The organism is Deinococcus aestuarii, assembly GCF_018863415.1.
GTDB lineage: Bacteria > Deinococcota > Deinococci > Deinococcales > Deinococcaceae > Deinococcus > Deinococcus aestuarii.
Map to the genome: position 1 here is coordinate 91,817 of NZ_JAHKSN010000001.1, position 18,650 is coordinate 110,466.

Annotated in this window: 16 protein-coding genes; 7 read left to right on the plus strand and 9 right to left on the minus strand. The window is 70.2% G+C overall.

The annotated features are described in order from the left end of the window. Window positions 1–85: 85 nt before the first annotated feature. Complete coding sequence (locus IC605_RS00485; RefSeq protein ID WP_216317614.1) at window positions 86–592, plus strand: hypothetical protein; 507 nt, start codon at window positions 86–88, stop codon at window positions 590–592. A gap of 460 nt (window positions 593–1,052) precedes the next feature. Here the strand turns inward: IC605_RS00485 and IC605_RS00490 are convergent, their stop codons facing one another. Continuing rightward, complete coding sequence (locus IC605_RS00490; protein ID WP_246580241.1) at window positions 1,053–2,591, minus strand: class-III pyridoxal-phosphate-dependent aminotransferase; 1,539 nt, start codon at window positions 2,589–2,591, stop codon at window positions 1,053–1,055. 46 nt (window positions 2,592–2,637) lie between these two features. Continuing rightward, window positions 2,638–3,270: an NUDIX hydrolase gene (locus IC605_RS00495; RefSeq protein ID WP_343216452.1), complete on the minus strand. Its 633-nt coding sequence runs from the start codon at window positions 3,268–3,270 to the stop codon at window positions 2,638–2,640. Between the two features lie 24 nt (window positions 3,271–3,294). Between IC605_RS00495 and IC605_RS00500 the strand changes: the two genes are divergently transcribed. From IC605_RS00500 to IC605_RS00525, 6 genes are all read left to right on the plus strand, one after another. After that, window positions 3,295–4,101, plus strand: a complete 807-nt coding sequence (locus IC605_RS00500; protein ID WP_216317616.1) for a fumarylacetoacetate hydrolase family protein — start codon at window positions 3,295–3,297, stop codon at window positions 4,099–4,101. A gap of 68 nt (window positions 4,102–4,169) precedes the next feature. Continuing rightward, entirely contained in the window at window positions 4,170–5,441 is a 1,272-nt protein-coding gene (locus IC605_RS00505; protein WP_216317617.1) for a S41 family peptidase, read from the plus strand. Window positions 5,442–5,666: 225 nt separating this feature from the next. Then, on the plus strand, window positions 5,667–7,907 hold the full coding sequence (locus IC605_RS00510; protein ID WP_216317618.1) for an ATP-dependent Clp protease ATP-binding subunit: 2,241 nt from the start codon (window positions 5,667–5,669) through the stop codon (window positions 7,905–7,907). Between the two features lie 112 nt (window positions 7,908–8,019). Beyond that, window positions 8,020–8,313 carry a DUF2087 domain-containing protein gene (locus tag IC605_RS00515; protein WP_216317619.1) on the plus strand — a complete coding sequence of 98 codons (294 nt, stop codon included), beginning with the start codon at window positions 8,020–8,022 and terminating at the stop codon, window positions 8,311–8,313. Between the two features lie 8 nt (window positions 8,314–8,321). Further along, window positions 8,322–9,671, plus strand: coding sequence for a DNA repair protein RadA (gene radA, locus IC605_RS00520; RefSeq protein WP_216317620.1), 1,350 nt, complete (start codon window positions 8,322–8,324; stop codon window positions 9,669–9,671). 91 nt (window positions 9,672–9,762) lie between these two features. Further along, a complete protein-coding gene (locus tag IC605_RS00525; protein WP_216317621.1) occupies window positions 9,763–9,984 on the plus strand; it encodes a WGxxGxxG family protein in 222 nt (73 codons plus the stop codon). Window positions 9,985–10,047: 63 nt separating this feature from the next. On the opposite strand, the gene IC605_RS00530 is transcribed toward IC605_RS00525, so the two are convergent. The 7 genes from IC605_RS00530 to IC605_RS00560 all read right to left on the minus strand — a co-directional run bounded on the left by IC605_RS00530 (window position 10,048) and on the right by IC605_RS00560 (window position 18,646). Beyond that, complete coding sequence (locus IC605_RS00530) at window positions 10,048–10,533, minus strand: GNAT family N-acetyltransferase (protein WP_216317622.1); 486 nt, start codon at window positions 10,531–10,533, stop codon at window positions 10,048–10,050. Between the two features lie 118 nt (window positions 10,534–10,651). Then, the gene (gene clpB, locus IC605_RS00535) at window positions 10,652–13,210 is read right to left on the minus strand and encodes an ATP-dependent chaperone ClpB (RefSeq protein ID WP_216317623.1); all 2,559 of its coding nucleotides are present in this window, start codon (window positions 13,208–13,210) and stop codon (window positions 10,652–10,654) included. Between the two features lie 94 nt (window positions 13,211–13,304). Continuing rightward, the gene (locus IC605_RS00540; protein WP_216317624.1) at window positions 13,305–14,324 is read right to left on the minus strand and encodes a lipocalin family protein; all 1,020 of its coding nucleotides are present in this window, start codon (window positions 14,322–14,324) and stop codon (window positions 13,305–13,307) included. A gap of 108 nt (window positions 14,325–14,432) precedes the next feature. After that, on the minus strand, window positions 14,433–15,179 hold the full coding sequence (locus tag IC605_RS00545; RefSeq protein WP_216318726.1) for an ABC transporter ATP-binding protein: 747 nt from the start codon (window positions 15,177–15,179) through the stop codon (window positions 14,433–14,435). A gap of 7 nt (window positions 15,180–15,186) precedes the next feature. Next, window positions 15,187–15,990, minus strand: a complete 804-nt coding sequence (locus IC605_RS00550; RefSeq protein WP_216317625.1) for an ABC transporter ATP-binding protein — start codon at window positions 15,988–15,990, stop codon at window positions 15,187–15,189. Beyond that, window positions 15,987–17,636 carry a branched-chain amino acid ABC transporter permease gene (locus tag IC605_RS00555; protein WP_216317626.1) on the minus strand — a complete coding sequence of 550 codons (1,650 nt, stop codon included), beginning with the start codon at window positions 17,634–17,636 and terminating at the stop codon, window positions 15,987–15,989. Before IC605_RS00555 ends, IC605_RS00550 begins: the two co-directional genes overlap by 4 nt. After that, complete coding sequence (locus tag IC605_RS00560; RefSeq protein WP_216317628.1) at window positions 17,633–18,646, minus strand: branched-chain amino acid ABC transporter permease; 1,014 nt, start codon at window positions 18,644–18,646, stop codon at window positions 17,633–17,635. Before IC605_RS00560 ends, IC605_RS00555 begins: the two co-directional genes overlap by 4 nt. Window positions 18,647–18,650: the final 4 nt, after the last annotated feature.

An 18,650-nucleotide genomic window follows, 5' to 3' on the forward strand; every position in this document is an offset into this window, starting at 1 on the left:
GACTGCGAGGGCTCACCCAAGGGCCGTTCACCCACCCTTCAGCGTTGGCGGCGCCTCCTCTGGCCCCCTCCCTTAGCATGGGGCCGTGACTCCCCGGCCCACCCGCCCCCTTCCCGCGCGCCCCGCCGGGTACGTGGAACTCGCGCGCTACAGCAGCCTGGGCCGCTTCTGGTCCTACCTGGGGGCCGCCGAGCGCGCCGGGCGCGAGGTCACTTCCCCGCGCGGCGACCCGCCCGAGCTGTGCCGCCGCCGCGTCACCGGCTACACCCTGCCCGGCGCCGCCCTCTTCCTCGACACGCCCCGCGTCACCGAGCATCTGGAGGACGGCTTCGAGACCCACCCGGCCCTGCTCGCCCTCCTGAGCGGCGACCCGGGGCCCCTGCGCGCGGAGCTGAACGCCCACTACGAACTGCGGGTGAACTTCGTCCTCGCCTTCACCGCCGGGCGCGACCTGATCGCCAAGCCCGACTTCCGCTTCGCCCCCATCGTGCCCGGTCTGGGGACGCTGCCCGCGGGGTTGCCGCTTCAGGCCCGGCGCCTGGGCCGCGACGAGGTGCATCTGCTCGTGCAGCGGGGGTGCGGGCTGGCGTAGGGGGCAGGACGGTGCCGGCGCCACCGCTGTTGAAAGATGAGCGGATGGCCGTGGACCTGATCACCGGCATCCTCTTCCAACTCGCCTCCGCGGCCCCCCTGCTCCTCATCTGGAGTGTGGGGATCGTTCTGGCCGTCACTCGTCGTCAGGAGGCGCCCGCCCCCTCCCGGCTCGTGATCACCGCGCTGACGCTCCTGCTGCTGACGGGTGTGGTCGGCGTGGTCGTCAACGCGGCGCTCCCCTGGCTGATCCTGCGCGGCGACGTCGGCGCGGGGTGCTACGGGCTCATTCTGGGGGCGGTGGGAGTGGTCCGGACGCTGGTGGACGCCGCCGCCTGGGCCTTGCTCCTGCGGGCGCTGTTCTCACGGCGCGGGCGGGGCGGGCCGAACGTGGTGGCCTGGTGGCCGGACCGGGGCGCCCGAACTCCGACACGTTCTGCCCCAGGTCGTCGCCGTTGCCCCTACCCGTCGCTCTCGGTGCGTTTCTTCGGCTTGCTCGCGGCGAACTTCGCCAGCCGGGCGACCGTCGCGGGGGGCGTGTTCGTCAGGATGTGGCGGGAGGCCGGGTTCCGTTCGGCGAAGCGCTCTACCCGGTCGAACATCGCTCCGAAGAGGTCCTCCGGGAGGTCGAGGGCCGGGGTCAGGCGCACGGTGCGCTTGGAGGAGAGGCTGAGGTTCGCCATCACCCCGGCGTGGTGAAGCTCGCGCAGGGCGAGGATGGCGGTCGCCTCGAACACGAGCTCTTTGAGGACGCCGGGCAGCGGCACCCCCACCATCGGCCTGAACTGCATGGCGAGGAGCATCCCCTGGCCGCGCACGCCCTCGAAGAGACGCGGAAACCGCTGCTGAAGGGTTCTCAGCCGCTCCAGCCCCACGGCGCCCAGCCGCAGGCTGCGGGCGGGGAGGTCCTGCTCAATGAGGTATTCGAGCGACCTGAGCCCCACCGCCATCGCCAGCGCGTTGCCGCCGAAGGTGTTCGAGTGCCGCTTGGAGCTCAGGCCGCCGAGCATCTTCTTGTAGATGGGGTGGCGCACGATGGTCGCCCCCACCGCCGTCATCCCGCCCCCGAGCGGCTTGGCGAGCGTCACGATGTCGGGGTCGAGCCCCTGCGCCGCCGACTCGAACCAGTGCCCGGTGCGCCCCAGCCCGGTCTGAATCTCGTCCGCGATCACCACGATGCCGTGACGGCGGCAGACCTCACCCACCCCCGCCAGAAAGCCCGGCGGCGGGATGTTCACCCCGCCCTCGCCCTGGATGGGCTCGACGAGCACGGCGATCACGTTCTGCGGTCCCAGCCGCCGGATCAGGGTGGCGAGCGCGCTCACGTCCCCGTACGGGCTCGTCAGGGCGCCGGGAATCAGGGGCCGGAACACGTCCTGGTACTCGGGGTTGGGGGTGAGGCTGAGGCTCCCCAGCGTCTTGCCGTGGTAGGCGCTCGAAAAGGAGATGTAGAACTTCCCCCTGGGCCGCCACGCCTTGGCGAACTTCAGCGCCCCCTCGATGGCCTCCGTGCCGCTGGAGCAGAAGAAGACCTGCGAGTCCGTATGAGAGGGCAGCTCGCGGGCGAGCAGCCGCACGAGGTTCGTCTGGAGGGCCGCGCGCCAAGGGCTGCTCGCCTGCTGGGGCAGCGTCTGCGCCCGGTTCTTCTCCGTGAACTCACGGATGAAGGCGGTGAGCACCGGGGGCATGTCCCCGAACGGGACCGCCGCGTAGCCGGAAGCGTTGATCCGCCGCACGCCGTCCCCGTCCTCCAGCTCCCAGGGGTTGACCCGGTAGTAGGGCCCGGCGAGCCCGAGGAGGTTCAGACCGAAGAGCAGTTCCTCGTTGCCGTAGCGGGTGTCGAGCGTCCGGGCCTGCTCGGGGCTGAACCGCTCGTCCAGCACGTCCTGCGCGCGGATGAAGCCTGGGGGGAGGCTGATCGTCGCCGGGCGGCTCGCTTCTCCGTTGTGCGGCGCTGGCCTCCCGGTCACCGGGCGACTCGTTCCTGGGCTGCTCGTCATCGCGGCAGTCTAGCCCCCGGCCCCCGGGCGAGGGTTTGCCCGAGTCTCAATCCACGTCCACGCCGAGTTCGGGGTGCCGCGCGAGGTGGACGGCCCGGCGCACCTGCTCCGGGAGGTTGCGGTTCAGGCTCAGGGGCGGAAGGTCCTCGGGGTCGAACCAGCCGCTCTCCAGCGTCTCGATGTTCTCGGCGTGGGTGTGCTCGGTGGTGGCCGCGTCCCCGGCGAGTTCGCACAGCACGTTGAGCTGGTACACCGCCCACAGCTCCGGCGGGTGCCCGTGCTGGCTCTTGTCCACCACGCTCAGCAGCCGCACCGCCCGCACCGCGTACCCCGTCTCCTCCCGGACCTCGCGCACGGCCATCTGGCGCGGGCTCTCGCCGGGGTCGGCCCACCCGCCCGGCAGGCTCCAGCGCCCGTCCTCGCGCTCGCGGGCCAGCAGCACCTCGCCCGAGGGGCTCAGCACCACGGCCCGCACCTCCACCTTGGGGGTGAGGTAGCCCTTCTCGGCGCGCAGCAGTCCGTGGACTTCTTCCGGCGCCTGCGCCGTCCCTTCCGCGAGCAGCTCGGCGGTCAGGGCGAGCAGCCGCTCGAAGCGCTCCCGGTCGTAGGGATCGCGGGTGTACGTCAGGCCCGCCTGGGCGATGGATTGGAGTTCTCGGAGTTGAGGGAGGGTCGGCACCGCCCGAGCGTATATCCTCCCCCCATGCGTCTGGTCAGAGTCGAGCATGGAGGGGCCCCCCGCTGGGGCCAGGTCGAGGGAGACACCATCCACCTCACGCGCGGCATGGGCGGCGAGCCGACAGGGGAGACGGTGCCGCTGGAGGAGACCAAGCTCCTCGCCCCCGCCGAGCCCAGCAAGATCGTCTGCGTGGGCCGCAACTACCTCGACCACATCCGCGAGCTGGGCAACCTGCTCCCCGACAACGCCCTGCCGACCGAGCCGGGCATCTTCCTCAAGGGGCCGAACACGCTCGCCGAGCCGGGCGGCACGGTGCCCTACCCCGGGTGGTCGCAGAACTTCCACTTCGAGGGCGAACTCGCCCTGGTGATCGGCCAGCGGGCCCGCACCCTCAAGCCGGACGGGGCCCTGTCCGCCGTGCTGGGCTATACCTGCGGGCTCGACCTCACCGCCCGCGACCTCCAGAAGACCGACCTGCAATGGTTCCGCGCCAAGGCCGCCGACCGCTTCTGCCCCCTCGGCCCCTGGATCGAGACGGACCTCGATCCCACCGACCTGCGGGTGCGGACCCGCGTGAACGGCGAGACCCGCCAGGACGGTCGCACGAGCCACATGATCTTCGACGTGGTGCAGATCCTGACTTACGTGACCCGCTTCGTGACCCTGGAACCCGGCGACGTGGTGCTCACCGGCACGCCCGAGGGCGTCGGTCCCCTGGAGCGGGGCGACACGGTGGAGGTCGAGGTGGAGGGGGTCGGCACGCTGGTCACGCACATCGGGGGCGAGGGGCGCGACGTGTCCGGCTCCGCACCCGTCCACACCGGGGGGTGAGGGGGAGGGGCGTCACCCCCCGCCCTGCGCCACGGTTACTCACGCTGACCCCGCGCTAGCCTGGGGACGTGTCCACACGCCGCCGTGCCTGTGCCCTCGCGCTCCTGACCGCCCTCACGGCGGGGGCGAGTCCCGCCACCCAGCTCTTCGACGCCGCCACCCGCACCGTGCAGACCCGCTACTTCGGCTGGTCCACCGTGGACCGCCAGCAACTCGGGGCGAAGTACGGCGCCCTCCTCGCCGAGAAGTGCGCGCCCCAGGGCGACGCCTGCGACTATGCCACGGGCCGGGCGGTCCTCGGCGACCTCTTCAAGGAACTCGGCGACGACCACACCAACATCCGCGACGCGGAGGGCGCCGAGCGCATCGCGGAAGTGACCTTCAACCGGGCCGTGAACCGCACGGGCGTGCGTGTGGCGCGGGTCAGGGGGGGCCTGCTCGTCACCTCCGTCATGCCGGACAGCCCCGCCGCGCGGGCGGACGTGCGGCGGTTCGACCTCCTGACCACCGTGAACGGCGAGGCCGCCGGGAAGGACGCGGAGGACCAGAACCTCCCGGTCGGCCCCACCGAGTTCGTGCGGCTGGAGCGCGCGGGCTCGCCCCTGCGGGTGACCGTGCACCGCGCGGGGGGGGCTGACCGTGACCTCACGCTCTCCACCGAGAAATTGCTCGCCCGCGACGCCCCCACCCTCGCCTGGGCCGGGCCGGACGGCAAGACCGCCGTGATCCAGTACCCGACCTTCCTCTCCTCGGACGCCTCCGAACTCTTCCTCGCCCGCCTCGCCGAGGCGCAGGCCCGCGGCGCCAAGGCCGTCGTCGTGGACGTGCGGTACAACGGCGGCGGGTCGCTCGGCGAGTGCGTGGCCGCCGCGAGCACCTTCGGGCCCGTGCTGTACAAGACCCGCTGGCAGGGCGGCTCCTACACCTACGGCGGCCTGCGCGGCGAGGAGGTGCTGCCCTTCCTCGCCCGCGCGGCCAAACCCACCTGGAACCTGTGGCCGGGGCCGCTCGCCGTCCTCGTCGGCCCGAACACGGCGTCGTGCGCGGAGGTCTTTACCCACTACGCCCGGCAGGCCGGGGCCATCGTGGTCGGCGAGAAGACGCGCGGGGTGGGCAACAGCGGCGTGGTCTTCCAGCCCATGCCCGACGGCGGGGTGCTCGCCGTGACGGTGCTGCGGGCCTACAGCGACGGCGACGAGCCGCTGCCCGCCTTCATCACGCCCGACGTCTCTGCCCCCACCGACATCGGGGTCCTCAGCAACGAGGGCCGCGACACCACCCTGGAGGCGGCGCTGACCGCCCTGAGCGCCCTGGCGACGCGGGCGCGGACGCGAGGCTGACGCGGCATGAGGGGGACGTTGAGCCCGGTCAAGCCTGCGCGAGGTCCCCGTCAGCCCGGGCGCGCTAGCCTGAGGTCGGGTGTCCCAGTGGGGGAGAAGGTGAGATTCGACGCCTGCACAGTGGGGAAGCGCCCTTAGACTAGAATCAGTGCCAGACCATGACCCGCTTTCGCCCCGCGCCGCGCCGTTCTGGGCCGTGCGGCCCGCCCGACAGAGGGGGAGCCTATGAACCGATACGATGACCGCGCCCGCCTCGTGTTCCACTACGCCCGTGAGGAAGGCAACCGCCTCGGGCACGCGATGGTCGGCCCCGAACACCTCCTCCTCGGCCTGATGCGGGAGGGCGGCACCGCCGCTACCATCCTCAGCGAATTCGGCGCTTCTCTCGACGGCCTGCGCCGCCGCGTCGAGGAGATCATCGGTCGCGGCGAGGGCAGCCGCCTCAATGACGCGCCCAGCATCACTCCCCGCGCCCGCCGGGTGATGGAACTGGCGAGCGCCGAGGCCCGCTCCCTGGGCGCCCAGGTCACCTCCACCGAGCACATCCTCCTCGGGATCATCCGCGAAGGCGACGGGGTGGCCTTCCGCATCCTCCAGGAACTCACCAAGGACGTGGACACGATCCGCTGGCGGGTGCTCGCCCAGGGCGAGGGGTCCTCCAGCGGCAAGCCCGCCAAGCCCGTCGCCACCCCCTTCCTCGACGAGTACGGGCGCGATCTCACCAAGCAGGCCCGCGAGGGCAAGCTCGACCCGGTGATCGGTCGCAGCGAGGAAATCCGCCGCGTCACCCAGATCCTCACCCGCCGCACGAAGAACAACCCCGTGCTGATCGGTGACCCCGGCGTCGGCAAGACCGCCATCGTGGAGGGGCTCGCGCTCGCCATCTTTGAAAAGCGCACGCCGCCCAACCTGCACGACGTGCGGCTGGTCAGCCTCGACCTCTCGGGCGTCGTTGCGGGCACGAAGTACCGGGGCGAGTTCGAGGAGCGGCTGCGCCAGATCATCGAGGAACTCCGCAACGCCAAGGTCATGGCCTTCATCGACGAGCTGCACACCCTCGTCGGGGCGGGTGGGGCGGAGGGGACCCTCGACGCGGCGAACATCCTCAAGCCCGCCCTCTCGCGCGGGGAGATTCAGGTCATCGGCGCGACGACGACCGGCGAGTACCACCGCTACATCGAGAAGGACGCCGCCCTGGAGCGCCGCTTCCAGCCGGTGATCGTGCTGGAGCCCAGCCCCGCCGAGACGTTGCAAATCCTGCGGGGGCTCCGGCACCGCTACGAGGAGCACCACGGCGTGCAGATTCCCGACCAGGCGCTCGAACTCGCGGTGCGCATCGGCGAGCGCAGCCTGCCGGGCCGCAACTTCCCCGACAAGGCCATCGACCTGATCGACGAGGCGGCGAGCCGCGTCCGCCTGAACATGAGCGTGGGCCTGCCCATCACCGAGACCGAGGACGGCGAGCCAATGGTGGCCCGCGAGGACATCGAGAGCGTGATCAACTCGATGGGCGGCGTGTACTCGGAGGAGTCGGCGGCGCAGCTCAGCGACCTCGAAGACCAGCTCACCGACCAGGTGTACGGGCAGCCGGAAGCGATCAAGGCGCTCTCCAGCGCCCTGCGGCGGGCCCGGGTGGGTCTGGGCGGGCGCACCCGCGTCTCGGCGAGCTTCCTCTTCGTGGGTCCCAGCGGCGTGGGCAAGACGCACCTCGCCCGGGCGCTCTCGCGCACCCTCTTCGGCTCGGAGCGGTCGCTGATCCGGGTGGACATGAGCGAGTTCCAGGAGTCGCACTCGATCTCCAAGCTGATCGGGTCGCCTCCCGGGTACGTGGGCTACGAGCAGGGCGGGCGCCTGACGGAGGCCGTGCGCCGCCAGCCCTTCTCGGTGATCCTGCTCGACGAGATCGAGAAGGCGCACCCCGACATCTACAACACCTTCCTCCAGGTGCTCGACGACGGGCGGCTGACCGACGGGCTGGGCCGCACGGTGGACTTCCGCCGCACGATCATCATCATGACGAGCAACACGGGCTTCAACGTGAACCCCACGGTCGGCTTCTCGCCCGTGACGCCCGACAACAACGCGCCGCTGCGGCACATCTTCACGCCCGAATTCCTCGACCGCCTCGACGACGTGATCCGCTTCCGCCCGCTCGGCGAGGACGAACTCGTGCGGGTGGCCCAGCAGCTCCTCGGCGAGATGCGGGAGGAACTCGCCAGCCGCGAGCTGACGGTGACCTTTGACCCCGCCATCGCCGCGTGGCTGGTGAGCAAGCTCAAGTCCCGCAGCCCCAAGCACGCGGTCGGGTCGAGCCGTCAACTCCGCACCCTGGTCCGCGAGGAGATCGAGGACCCGTTGGCCCTGGAACTGATCGGCAACGCGGGCGAGGAGCTGCGCGTGGTGCTCGGCCAGGAGGGCGTTCAGTTCGAGCGTGGGACAACGGCACCGCCGCAGATTCTGGCGTGAGCCGTAGGGCCGAAGGCTGAGGAGAAGGCGGAGGTCCGTGCCAGGGCCTCCGCCTTATGCCTTCCGCATCCCGGCACGTTGCCCCCGGCGCCCAGCCGCTACCATGCCCACCATGACCAAGAGCATCGCCGCCTTTCAGGACGACTACGGCCGGATCACCGGCTGGCCTTCCGACCGCCGCCGCGCGCACCAACTGGCGATTCTCGACCACCTGACGGGCCTGTTCGAGCCGGGTCGGCGCTACCCGGAGGCCGAGGTCCTGGCCCTGTTGCGGGATCACAGCACGATGGAGGACGTGGGCATCCTCCTCACCGAACTCGTGGAAGGCGACTATCTGGCGACGAGCGGGGGCACCTACTGGCGCGCGGACGCCCGGCCCGTGGGTGGAGTGGAGGCCAATGGTTAGGGGGCGCTGTGGCTAAGGTCACCACCCGCTACGTCTGCACGAGCTGCGGCTACCAGTCCGCCAAGCCGCTCGGACGCTGCCCGAACTGTCAGGCGTGGAACTCCTTCGAGGAAGAGGTTCCGCTCGCCGCCGTCGGCAAGGCCAGAACGGGCGGCCTGGGCGGCTACGGCGGCGTCACGGGCGGCAAGCTCACCCCCCTCTCCACCGTCGGGCGGCGCGAGGAACCCCGCCTTCCCAGCGGGATTCCCGAACTCGACCGGGTGCTCGGCGGCGGGCTGGTCGCGGGCGGCGTCACCTTGATCGGCGGCGAGCCCGGCATCGGCAAGAGCACGCTGCTCCTCCAGGTGGCCGACAAGCTCGCCGTGGGGGGCCAGACCGTCCTCTACGTTGCGGGCGAGGAGTCGCTGGAGCAGATTCGCCTGCGCGCCGACCGCCTGAACGTGACGGGCGACATCCACCTCACCCGGGACACCCGGGCCGAGCACGTCGCCGCCCTGATGGCCGAGCACAAACCCGCCCTGTGCATCGTGGACTCCATCCAGACGGTGACGGTGGAGGGAGACGGCACCCCCGGCGGTGTCGCCCAGGTGCGCGAGGGAACCTCCCTCCTCACCCGCGCCGCGAAGGAGACGGGCACCGCGACCGTCCTCGTCGGCCACGTCACCAAGGAGGGGACGGTCGCCGGGCCGAAGGTGATGGAGCATATCGTGGACACGACGGTCTTCTTGGAGACGGTCGGGGCTTTCCGCCTCCTGCGCTCCGTGAAAAACCGCTTCGGTCAGGCTGGAGAACTCGGCGTGTTCGAGATGCGCGGAGAGGGCCTCGTCGCCGTCGAGAACCCGTCGGCGGCCTTCCTCGCCGAGCGGCCCGTGGGGGTGCCGGGCTCGGTCGTCGCCGCCACCATCGACGGGCAGCGGCCCATGCTCCTCGAAGTGCAGGCGCTCGCCGCCAAGACGCCCTACCCCAACCCGCGCCGGGTGGTCGTCGGCCTCGACCCGCGCCGGGTGGACGTGGTGCTCGCCGTCCTCGAACGCCGCCTCGACCTCACCCTCGGTGGGCTCGACGTGTACGTGAACCTCGCGGGCGGTCTGAAGGTGGCTGACCCTGGCCTCGACCTTGCGGTGGCGCTGGCGGTGTACTCGGCGGTCGTGGGCCGAGCCCTTCCCGGCCACGTCGCCGTCTTCGGGGAAGTGGGGCTGGCGGGGGAGGTTCGCTCGACCCAGGGCAGCCTGCGCCGCGCCGAGGAGGCCAGGCGTGCCGGATACCGCGACCTGATCGTGCCGCCCGGGCTGGAGGGCCGCGAGGGCGTCCGCAGCGTGGAGGAGGCGGTCGGGCTGGTGTGGAGGACGGCGGGGTGAGGCGTCTTCCTGACGTGTTGATAAGGTTTGGTCAAGGAAACGTGCCGCCAATGAAATCCTTGCGGGCGTGTCTTGGGTCACACTGGCTCTCATGAAGAACCTCGCGCTGAAGACCGTGACCCTCGCCGCCGTCCTCGCCCTGCCCGTCACGGCCCTGGCCCAGACGGACACGACGACCACCGACACCACCACGACCGGCACCACCGACACGACGACCACCACCAACCGGGGGACTGACTGGGGCTGGCTGGGGCTCGCCGGTCTGATCGGCCTCGCGGGTCTGGCAGGCCGGAACGCCAACGACCGCCGCTGAGCCGACGAGCCGCGAGCCGCCGCCCGTGCACGGGCGGCGGCTCGTTCCTTGACCGGGGTGAATTCAAAAGGCAGGTCGGGCGGCCTGGACCGCGAGCGGCAGCTCATAGCACAGGCTGTTCCCGATCCCCACGTAGTACCCGTAGTTCGGAATACGGGTGAAGCCCGCCGACTCGTACAGGTGGATCGCCTCCGCCTGCAAGTCTCCCGTCTCCAGCACCAGCCGCGCGTACCCCAGCGCCCGACCCCGCTCGATCAACGCCGCGAGAATCTGGCGACCCAGCCCACGGCCGCGCGCCTCCGGTACGGTGTACATACGCTTGACCTCCGCCGCGTCCGGCTCGATGCGCTTCAAGGCCCCGCAGGCGAGCAGCGTCCCGTTCTCCTCGACCGCCAGCAGCACGCTGCCCTCCCCGGAGAGGGTGGCCGGGTCAAACGGCTCCGTTCGCTCGTCGGTGTCGTTGTACATCGCCCGCAACTCGCGCTGCTGGGCGTTCATCAGGTTCACGACACGCGGGTCGGTGGGCGGAAGGTCGAGGAGGACGGGCATGGGGCACGGTAACACGCCGCCGAGCCTCGGGAGACTTCGACACAAGAAGCCGCCGCCCATGCTCGGGCAGCGGCTTCCTTTCTCCTGCTGATCGCTGACGGCTGAGAGCTGACCGTTCCTAGTTCAGCACCCCCGTGTCGAACCGGAACCGCGACCCGTCGTGGTCCACCACCAGCGCGCTGTTGTCGTGGACGTTGCCTTGCAGGATCTCGCGGGCGAGCGGCGTCTCGATCTCGCGGGCAATGGCGCGCTTGAGGGGCCGGACGCCGAAGGCGGGGTCGTAGCCGATGCGGGCGAGGTGGTCCTTGGCGGCGTCGGTGAGGTGCAGCGTCACGCGGCGCTCGGCGAGTCGCTTGCGCAGGCCCCCCATCTGGATGTCCACGATCTTGTGCAGGTCGGCGGGCGTCAGCGCGTCGAAGACGATGATGTCGTCGATGCGGTTGAGGAACTCGGGCCGGAAGCTCGATTGCAAGACGCCGAGCACCTGGTCCCGGATGCTCTCCGCGCTCTCGCCGCGTGCCTGCGCCTCCAGGATCAGCGGCGAGCCGATGTTGCTCGTCAGGATGATCAGCGTGTTGCGGAAGTCCACCGTGCGGCCCTGCCCGTCGGTCAGCCGCCCGTCGTCGAGCACCTGGAGCAGCACGTTGAACACGTCCGGGTGCGCCTTCTCGATCTCATCGAGCAGGATCACCGCGTAGGGGCGGCGCCGCACGGCCTCGGTGAGCTGGCCGCCCTCCTCGTAGCCCACGTACCCGGGAGGAGCCCCGATGAGTCGGGCGACGGTGTGCTTCTCCATATACTCGCTCATGTCGAGACGGACCATCGCGTCCGGGGAGTCGAACAGGAACTCGGCCAGCGCCTTCGCCAGCTCGGTCTTGCCCACGCCCGTCGGCCCCAGGAACATGAAGGAGCCCAGCGGACGGTTCGGGTCGCTCAACCCCGCGCGGGCGCGGCGGATGGCGTCGGCCACGCTCACGATGGCGCGGTCTTGCCCGATCACGCGCCCGTGGAGCTGCTCTTCGAGGTGCAGCAGCTTCTCGCGCTCGCCCTCGACGAGCTTGCTGACCGGGATGCCCGTCCAGCGGCTCACGACGGCGGCCACGTCCTCCTCCGTCACTTCGAGGTGGGCGAACTCGGCGCCGCGCAGCTTGCGCTCCAGCTCCTGCACTTCCCGCTCAAGCTGCGGCAGCTTGCCGTACTCCAGCTCGGCGGCCCGCGCCAGGTCGTACTCGCGGCGCGCCTTCTCGATGTCGGTGCGGACCTGATCGAGCGCCTCGCGCTTCTCGCGCAGCACCTGGACCTCCTGCCGCTCGGCCTCCCAGCGCCCCCGCACTTCGGCGAGGTCGTCGGTGACGGCCTTCAGCGTCTCCTCCAGGTCGAGGAGGCGGTTTTGCGAGTCCTGGTCCTTCTCGCGCCTCAACGCCTCGCGCTCGATCTCCAGTTGCAGCTTGCGGCGTTCGAGCTGGTCGATCCGCTCGGGGCTCGATTCGAGCGCCATCCGCAGCCGCGCCGCCGACTCGTCGATCAGGTCGATGGCCTTGTCGGGAAGCTGGCGGTCGGAGATGTAGCGGTGCGAGAGCCCCGCGGCGGCGACGAGCGCCGGGTCGGTGATCTCCACGTTGTGGTGGACCTGATACCGCTCCTTGATCCCGCGCAGGATGGAGATGGTGTCCTCCACGCTGGGCTCGTCCACGAAGACGGGCTGGAAGCGCCGCTCCAGGGCGGGGTCCTTTTCAATTTCGCGGTACTCGTCGAGGGTGGTCGCGCCGATCAGGTGCAGCTCACCGCGGGCGAGGGCGGGCTTGAGCATGTTGCCCGCGTCGGGGCTGCCCTCCGTCTTGCCCGCGCCGACGATGGTGTGAATCTCGTCCACGAAGAGGATGACCTCGCCCTGGGACCCGACCACCTCGTCGATCACGCCCTTGAGGCGTTCCTCGAACTCGCCGCGGAACTTGGCGCCCGCGAGCAGGCTGCCCATCTCCAGCGAGACGATGCGCTTATTTCTAAGGCCCTCCGGCACGTCGCCCTTCACGATGCGGCTGGCGAGACCCTCCGCGATGGCGGTCTTGCCCACGCCCGGCTCGCCGATCAGCACGGGGTTGTTCTTGGTCCGCCGCAGCAGAATCTGCATGGCGCGGCGAATCTCCTCGTCGCGGCCGATCACGGGGTCGAGCTTGCCGTCACGCGCTCGCTGGGTCAGGTCGGTGCCGTACTTGTTCAGGGCGTCGAATTGCGATTCAGCGGATTTCGTGGTCACGGTCTTTCCTTTCCGGGCCTCGGTGATGACCTGGCGAAGGACGTTCTCGGCGGGCAGGCCCTGGCCCCGGTACTCCCCCCGCAGCGCGAGCAGCAGCGTGTCGGCGGCGACGAACGAGTCGCCGAACTCCCCCGCGACCCCCTCGGCCTTCTGGAACGCGCGGCCTAGCGCCGGATCGAGATACAGGTTGCCCCCGCCCCCCTGCACGCGCGGCAGTTTGGCGAGTTCGCTGTCCAGCGCGGTTCGGAGTGTGGTCAGGTCGCCCCCGGCGGCGGTGATCGCCCGGGCGGCGGTGTCGTTGTCGGTCAGCGTGCGAAGCACGTGCAGGGCGGTCAGGTTCTGCTGGTGGTTGGACTGTGCGAGCCCCTGCGCGGCGGCGATGGCCTGCGTCGCGGCCTCGGTGAAACGTTCGGGATTCAAGGGGACCTCCTCAAGTGCCTCCATTCTGCAACTTGAGTGCGGTCATGTCAAGTTTGTAGAGTCTTGATAAGGGTAAGGCATGTCCCGCCCCCGTTCAGCGCCCGGACGGGAAGAAGCGGCCGCCCTCCTCGCGGGTGAGGATGCCGCCGACGAACTCGCCCATGCCCTCGGCGGTGACGGGCTGTCCGGCCAGCGTCCCCGTGCCGCGCACCGGCCCCTCCCAGTAGGCGACGGAGGTGTTTTTCGTCAGGAGTTCCTGCTCATCCCGCACGGCGTCGAGGGCGAGGGTGAGGTCACCGGCCTGCACCTGCCAGCCGAGCACGTACTCGCGCCCGCTGGGGCTGCGGTAGACCCGGCCCGGGGTCATCGTCACGTCCCGGACCTCGCGCGCCACCCCCTGCGCGTCCACCCGCGAGGCGGCGACCTGCACGACCCTGTTCTGGGCGTCGCGCACCCGGTAGAGCATCAGGTCCGAGCCGTCGGAGAGGTGCAGCCCGAACCAGTCCCATCTGGCCTGCGCGCCCGGCTGCTGGTCGCCCCACTGGTGATCGAGCCACACCAGCCCGCGCGCCTCCCGTGTCTCGCCCCCCGGCAGGGCCACCGTGCCCCTCGCGTCCAGCCGGGTGAGGCTCTGGTAGTACAGCCGCCCCACCTCGGGGGTCCCCGAGTAGCCCGGCGGGTGGACGACCGGCCCCTTTTGCGGCGTCAGGGTGAGGTTGAGCGGCCCGGCCTGAAGCTGGTAGTCCCGCGCCCCCGCCCCCTGCACCAGCCGCCACGCCCCCTGCTCCACCCGCAGCGGCGGAAAACCGAAGCGCACGCTCTGGGAGGTGTTCTCGTAGAGGTTCAGCTTCCCGGCGCGCAGGTCGGCGACCGCCAGATGCCCCGCGTGGTAGGGAATGCCCCGGTAGTTCACCTTGAACTGCGCCCAGTGGAAGGCCAGCCCCGATTCCGGCAGGTAGCCCGAGACGTAGTACCACTCGGTCGCCGCGTTGCGCGAACTCAGGTCGGCGGGGTCGGGCAGCCGGGCCGGGTCGAACGCCTGCGGTCTGGGCAGACACGAGGTGAAGAGGGAAACGGAGACGAGGGCTACCACACCGCCGCTCAGAAGTCGCATGGCTGAAGGTAGCCGATTCCCCGGATCGGCTCGGTAGGAGGGCGTACGGACCCCGAAAGGGCGGGGGGCCGCCCCCACGCCGGAAGCGGCCCCCTCCCCCCACAGCCCCTACTCGTCCCCGAGGTACGCCTTGCGGACGCTCTCGTCGCGCGCGATCTCGGCGGCGGGGCCGCTCAGCCGGATCTCGCCTGTCTGGAGCACGTAGGCCCGGTGGGCCACGCCCAGCGCCATGCTCGCGTTCTGCTCCACGAGCAGGATCGTCGTGCCGCGCTCCTTGTTCAGCCGCTCCACGATGTCGAAGATCGCCTCCACGAACAGGGGAGAGAGGCCCATGCTGGGCTCGTCGAGCAGCAGCAACCTGGGGTTGACCATCAGCGCCCGCGCAATCGCCAGCATCTGCTGCTCGCCGCCCGACATCGTGCCGCCGAGCTGGTTCTCGCGCTCCTTGAGACGGGGGAAGAGCGCGAAGCCTTCCTGAATGCGTTCCTCCGTCACCCGGCGGTCGGTCACTGTGTACGCCCCGACCTCCAGGTTCTCGCGCACGGTGAGCTGCGGGAAGATGCGGCGGCCCTCGGGCACGTGGCTCATGCCCCGGCCCATGATCGTGTGGGCGGGCAGGCCGCCGACGTTCTGCCCCTGGTACATCACGCTGCCCACCCGGGGCTTCATCATGCCGCTGACCGTGCGCAGGGTGGTCGTCTTGCCCGCCCCGTTGCCGCCGATCAGGGCCACGATCTCGCCCCCCTGCACGGTGAGGTCCAGCCCCTTGAGGGCGTGGATGTGGCCGTAGTACGTGTGAATGCCTTGCAGTTCGAGCAGAGCCGTTCCCGCCCCCTGCGTTCTCTCACCCAGCATCTGCGTCTCAGGCACGCGGCCCCGCCTCCTTCCCGTACTCGCCCGCCGCCGCGCCGCGCCCCAGGTACGCCTCCATCACGCGCGGGTCGTTGCGGACCTGATGGGGCAGCCCCTCGCTGATCTTGGTGCCGTAGTCGAGCACGGTGATGTGCTCGGACAGGGTCATCACCAGCCGCATGTCGTGTTCGATCAATACCACCGTCACCCCCAGCTCGTCGCGGATGCGGCGGATCAAGGCCTTGAGGTCTTCCGTCTCGCGCGGGTTCATGCCCGCCGCCGGTTCGTCGAGCAGCACGAGCTTGGGTGTGGTGGCGAGCGCGCGGGCGATCTCCAGCTTGCGCTGGTCGCCGTAGGGCAGGTTGGTCGCCAGCTCCCGGCGCCAGCGGCCCAGCCCCACGAAGTCGAGCATCACCCGCGCCACCTCGCGCGCCTCCTCCTCGCTGCTGTGGAAGCGGCGGGTGCGCAGCAGGGCGTCGAGGTACCCCGCCTTCAGCCGGGTGTGCCGCCCCACCATGATGTTCTCCTCGGCGCTCATGGTCGAAAAGAGCCGGATGTTCTGGAAGGTGCGCGCGATCCCGGCGCTGACAACCTGATCCGGGCGCAGCCCCACGAGTTCTTGCCCGCCCAGGCGGATGGTGCCCTGATCCGGGCTGTAGATGCTCGTCACGAGGTTGAAAAAGGTCGTCTTCCCGGCCCCGTTCGGCCCGATGATGCTCACGATGCCCTCGCGGGGCACCTCCAGGGTCACGTCGTTCACGGCGGTCAGGCCGCCGAAGGTCTTCGTGACCCCCTGCACTTCGAGAATGTTCATCGCGTGCCTCTCGTCCCTCTCCCCGTGGTGCCCGCCGACTCGTCTTCCTCGCGGGTGGCGTACCCCGGGCTGTACACGTCCCCGCCGCCCCCCGTTAGGGCCGGACCCGCGCCCTGGGCGCTGTCGTCCTCCTGATTCTCGTCGTGGTGGAGTTCGAGCACCCGGCGGCGGTTGGGGAGGAGCCCCTCGGGCCTCAGCAGCATGATCGCCACCAGAATCGCCCCGAAGACCAGCCGCTGAAGCTGCCCCGGGTTCACCTGCTGCGGAATCCACGGCACGTTCGCGGTCGCCTCGCCCAGCCCCGGCAGGATGCGCAGGTTGAGCAGCGTGACCACCGCCGCCCCCAGGATCACGCCGGGAAAGGAGCCCATGCCGCCCAGAATCACCATGCTCAGCACGCCGATGCTCTGGAAGATGTTGAAGCTCTCCGGGCTCACGAAGGTCTGCTTCGCCGCGAAGATCATCCCCATCGCCCCCGCGAACGACGCGCCCGTGGCGAAGGCGATCAGCTTGGTCTGCACGAGGGGCACGCCCATCGCCTGCGCCGCCACCTCGTCGTCGCGGATGGCGATCCACGCCCGCCCGATCCGCGAGCGGTCGAGCCGGATGTTCACGAGCAAGATCACCGCGATCAACACCAGCACGAGCACGTACAAGAAGAGCAGGTAATACTGGTCGGGCTGGAAGCCCAGCGCCCCCGCCAGCCCGTCGAACCACGGCACCGACGCGCTCCGGATCGGCGTGATGCCCTGCGACCCCGCCGAGTACAGGTCGAGGTTGTTCGCCAGCACCCGGATCACCTCGCCCAGGCCCAGCGTGATGATGGCGAGGTAATCGCCCTTGAGCCGCAGCACCGGCAGGCCGATCAAGACGCCCACGACGGCGGCGGCAAAGACGCTCAGCGCCAGGAAGAGCCAGAAGAAGTTGGGGTCGATGCCCGTCGCGAGTCCCGCGGCGGCCCCCGCGTTGAGCACGAGCAGCGCCCGCCCGGTCAGAAGCAGCCCCGCGATCAGCCCGAAGCTCGCCAGCCCGAAGCTCCACGAGGACGCCCGGGTGGGCCGCACGGTCTGGCGCCGGATATAGACCATGCTCGCCGCCGTGACGGCGGTCAGGAACAGCCCGAGCGCAAGGGTGAGCGCGTTCGTCCCCCCCGGATTCTCGCCGTAGTACCGCAAGATCTCCGCAAACCTCGGGCTGGCGAAGATGCCCCAGGTGTACGCCCCCACCGCGAAAAAGGCCACGTACCCCAGGTCGAGCAGCCCCGCCAGTCCCACCACGATGTTCAGGCCCAGCGCGAGCGCGGCGAAGATCATGATCTGGATGCTCAGGTCGAGGAGGCTGGTGTCCTCCCGCCCCGCCCACGGCAGCACGAGCAGCAGGCTCCCCAGGCCCACGAGCGCCTTCGCCCACGGGGCTGCCCGCCACAGGTATGCGAAGAGCACGTTGGCGAGGAACAGCGAGACGACGACCGCCTCGACGATGGGGTTGCGCAGCACGGTCCCCAGGGCGCCGAGCCGCTCGAGCAGCGGGCCGTTGTGCGAGAGCAGCAGCAGGCCGCTCGTGACCAGGAACGTGAGGATGAGCAGTATGGTCCGGTCCGGCAGGGGCCGGGCACGCCGGGGCGCCGCGGGGTTGGCCGCCGTCATACCTTCTCCACGTTGCTCTTGCCGAGCAGGCCGGTCGGCTTGAAGATCAGGATGAGCACGAGCACGATAAAGGCCCCGATCCGCTGGTAGGAGGCGTCGATGGCCTCCAGGTTGGCGATCCCCAGCAGCCCGCCGAACACGTTCGTCACGCCGATCAGATTCTGGATCACCCCGAGCACCAGCCCGCCGAGCACCGCCCCCGGAATCGAGCCGATGCCGCCCAGCACGGCGGCGGTAAAGGAGATGATCCCGGGGTCGAAGCCCGAGTAGGCGTTCACCGTGCCGAACTTCATGCCGAACAGGACCCCGGAGATGCCGCCGAGCGCCCCGCCGATCAGGAAGGTCGCGCTGATCATGCGGTTGGCGTCGATGCCCATCAGCCCGGCGGTCACCCGGTCCTGCGCCACCGCCCGGATCGCCTTGCCCAGCCGGGTGCGGTTCACGAGGTAATTGAGCACCGCCAGACTCAGCAGCGAGACCACGATCAGGATCACGTCCTTGAGCTGGAGGTCGACGCCGATGGTCCGCAGGAAGTTGCCCAGCCCCGCGCACGAACTCTCTGCCGCGCAGAAGCGGCCCGCGAAGCCCGGCGGCAGCGTGTAGGTCAGGTCAAACCGGCCCTGGAAGCCCTCGATGATCCGCAGCACGTCCTGCAAGATCAGCGAGACGCCCAGGGCGGTGATCAGCGGCACCAGCTTGGGCGCGTTCCGGAGCGGGCGGTAGGCCAGCCGCTCGATCAGCACGTTGAGCAGCCCCGACACGATCATCGCGGCCACAAGCGCGATGAGCAGCTTGAGGTAGCCGTTCATGGGATTGGGGGCGAGGACCCGGAAGACCTCGAAGCCGACGACCGCGCCGGTGACAAAGACTTCCGAGTGGGCGAAGTTGATGAGTTGCAGCACGCCGTAGACCATCGTGTAGCCCAGCGCGATGATGGCGTACACGAAGCCCAGCACGAGACCGCCCACGATCACGTTGACGATAAAGGGCAGCAGGGTGGCGAGGTCCAAGGTG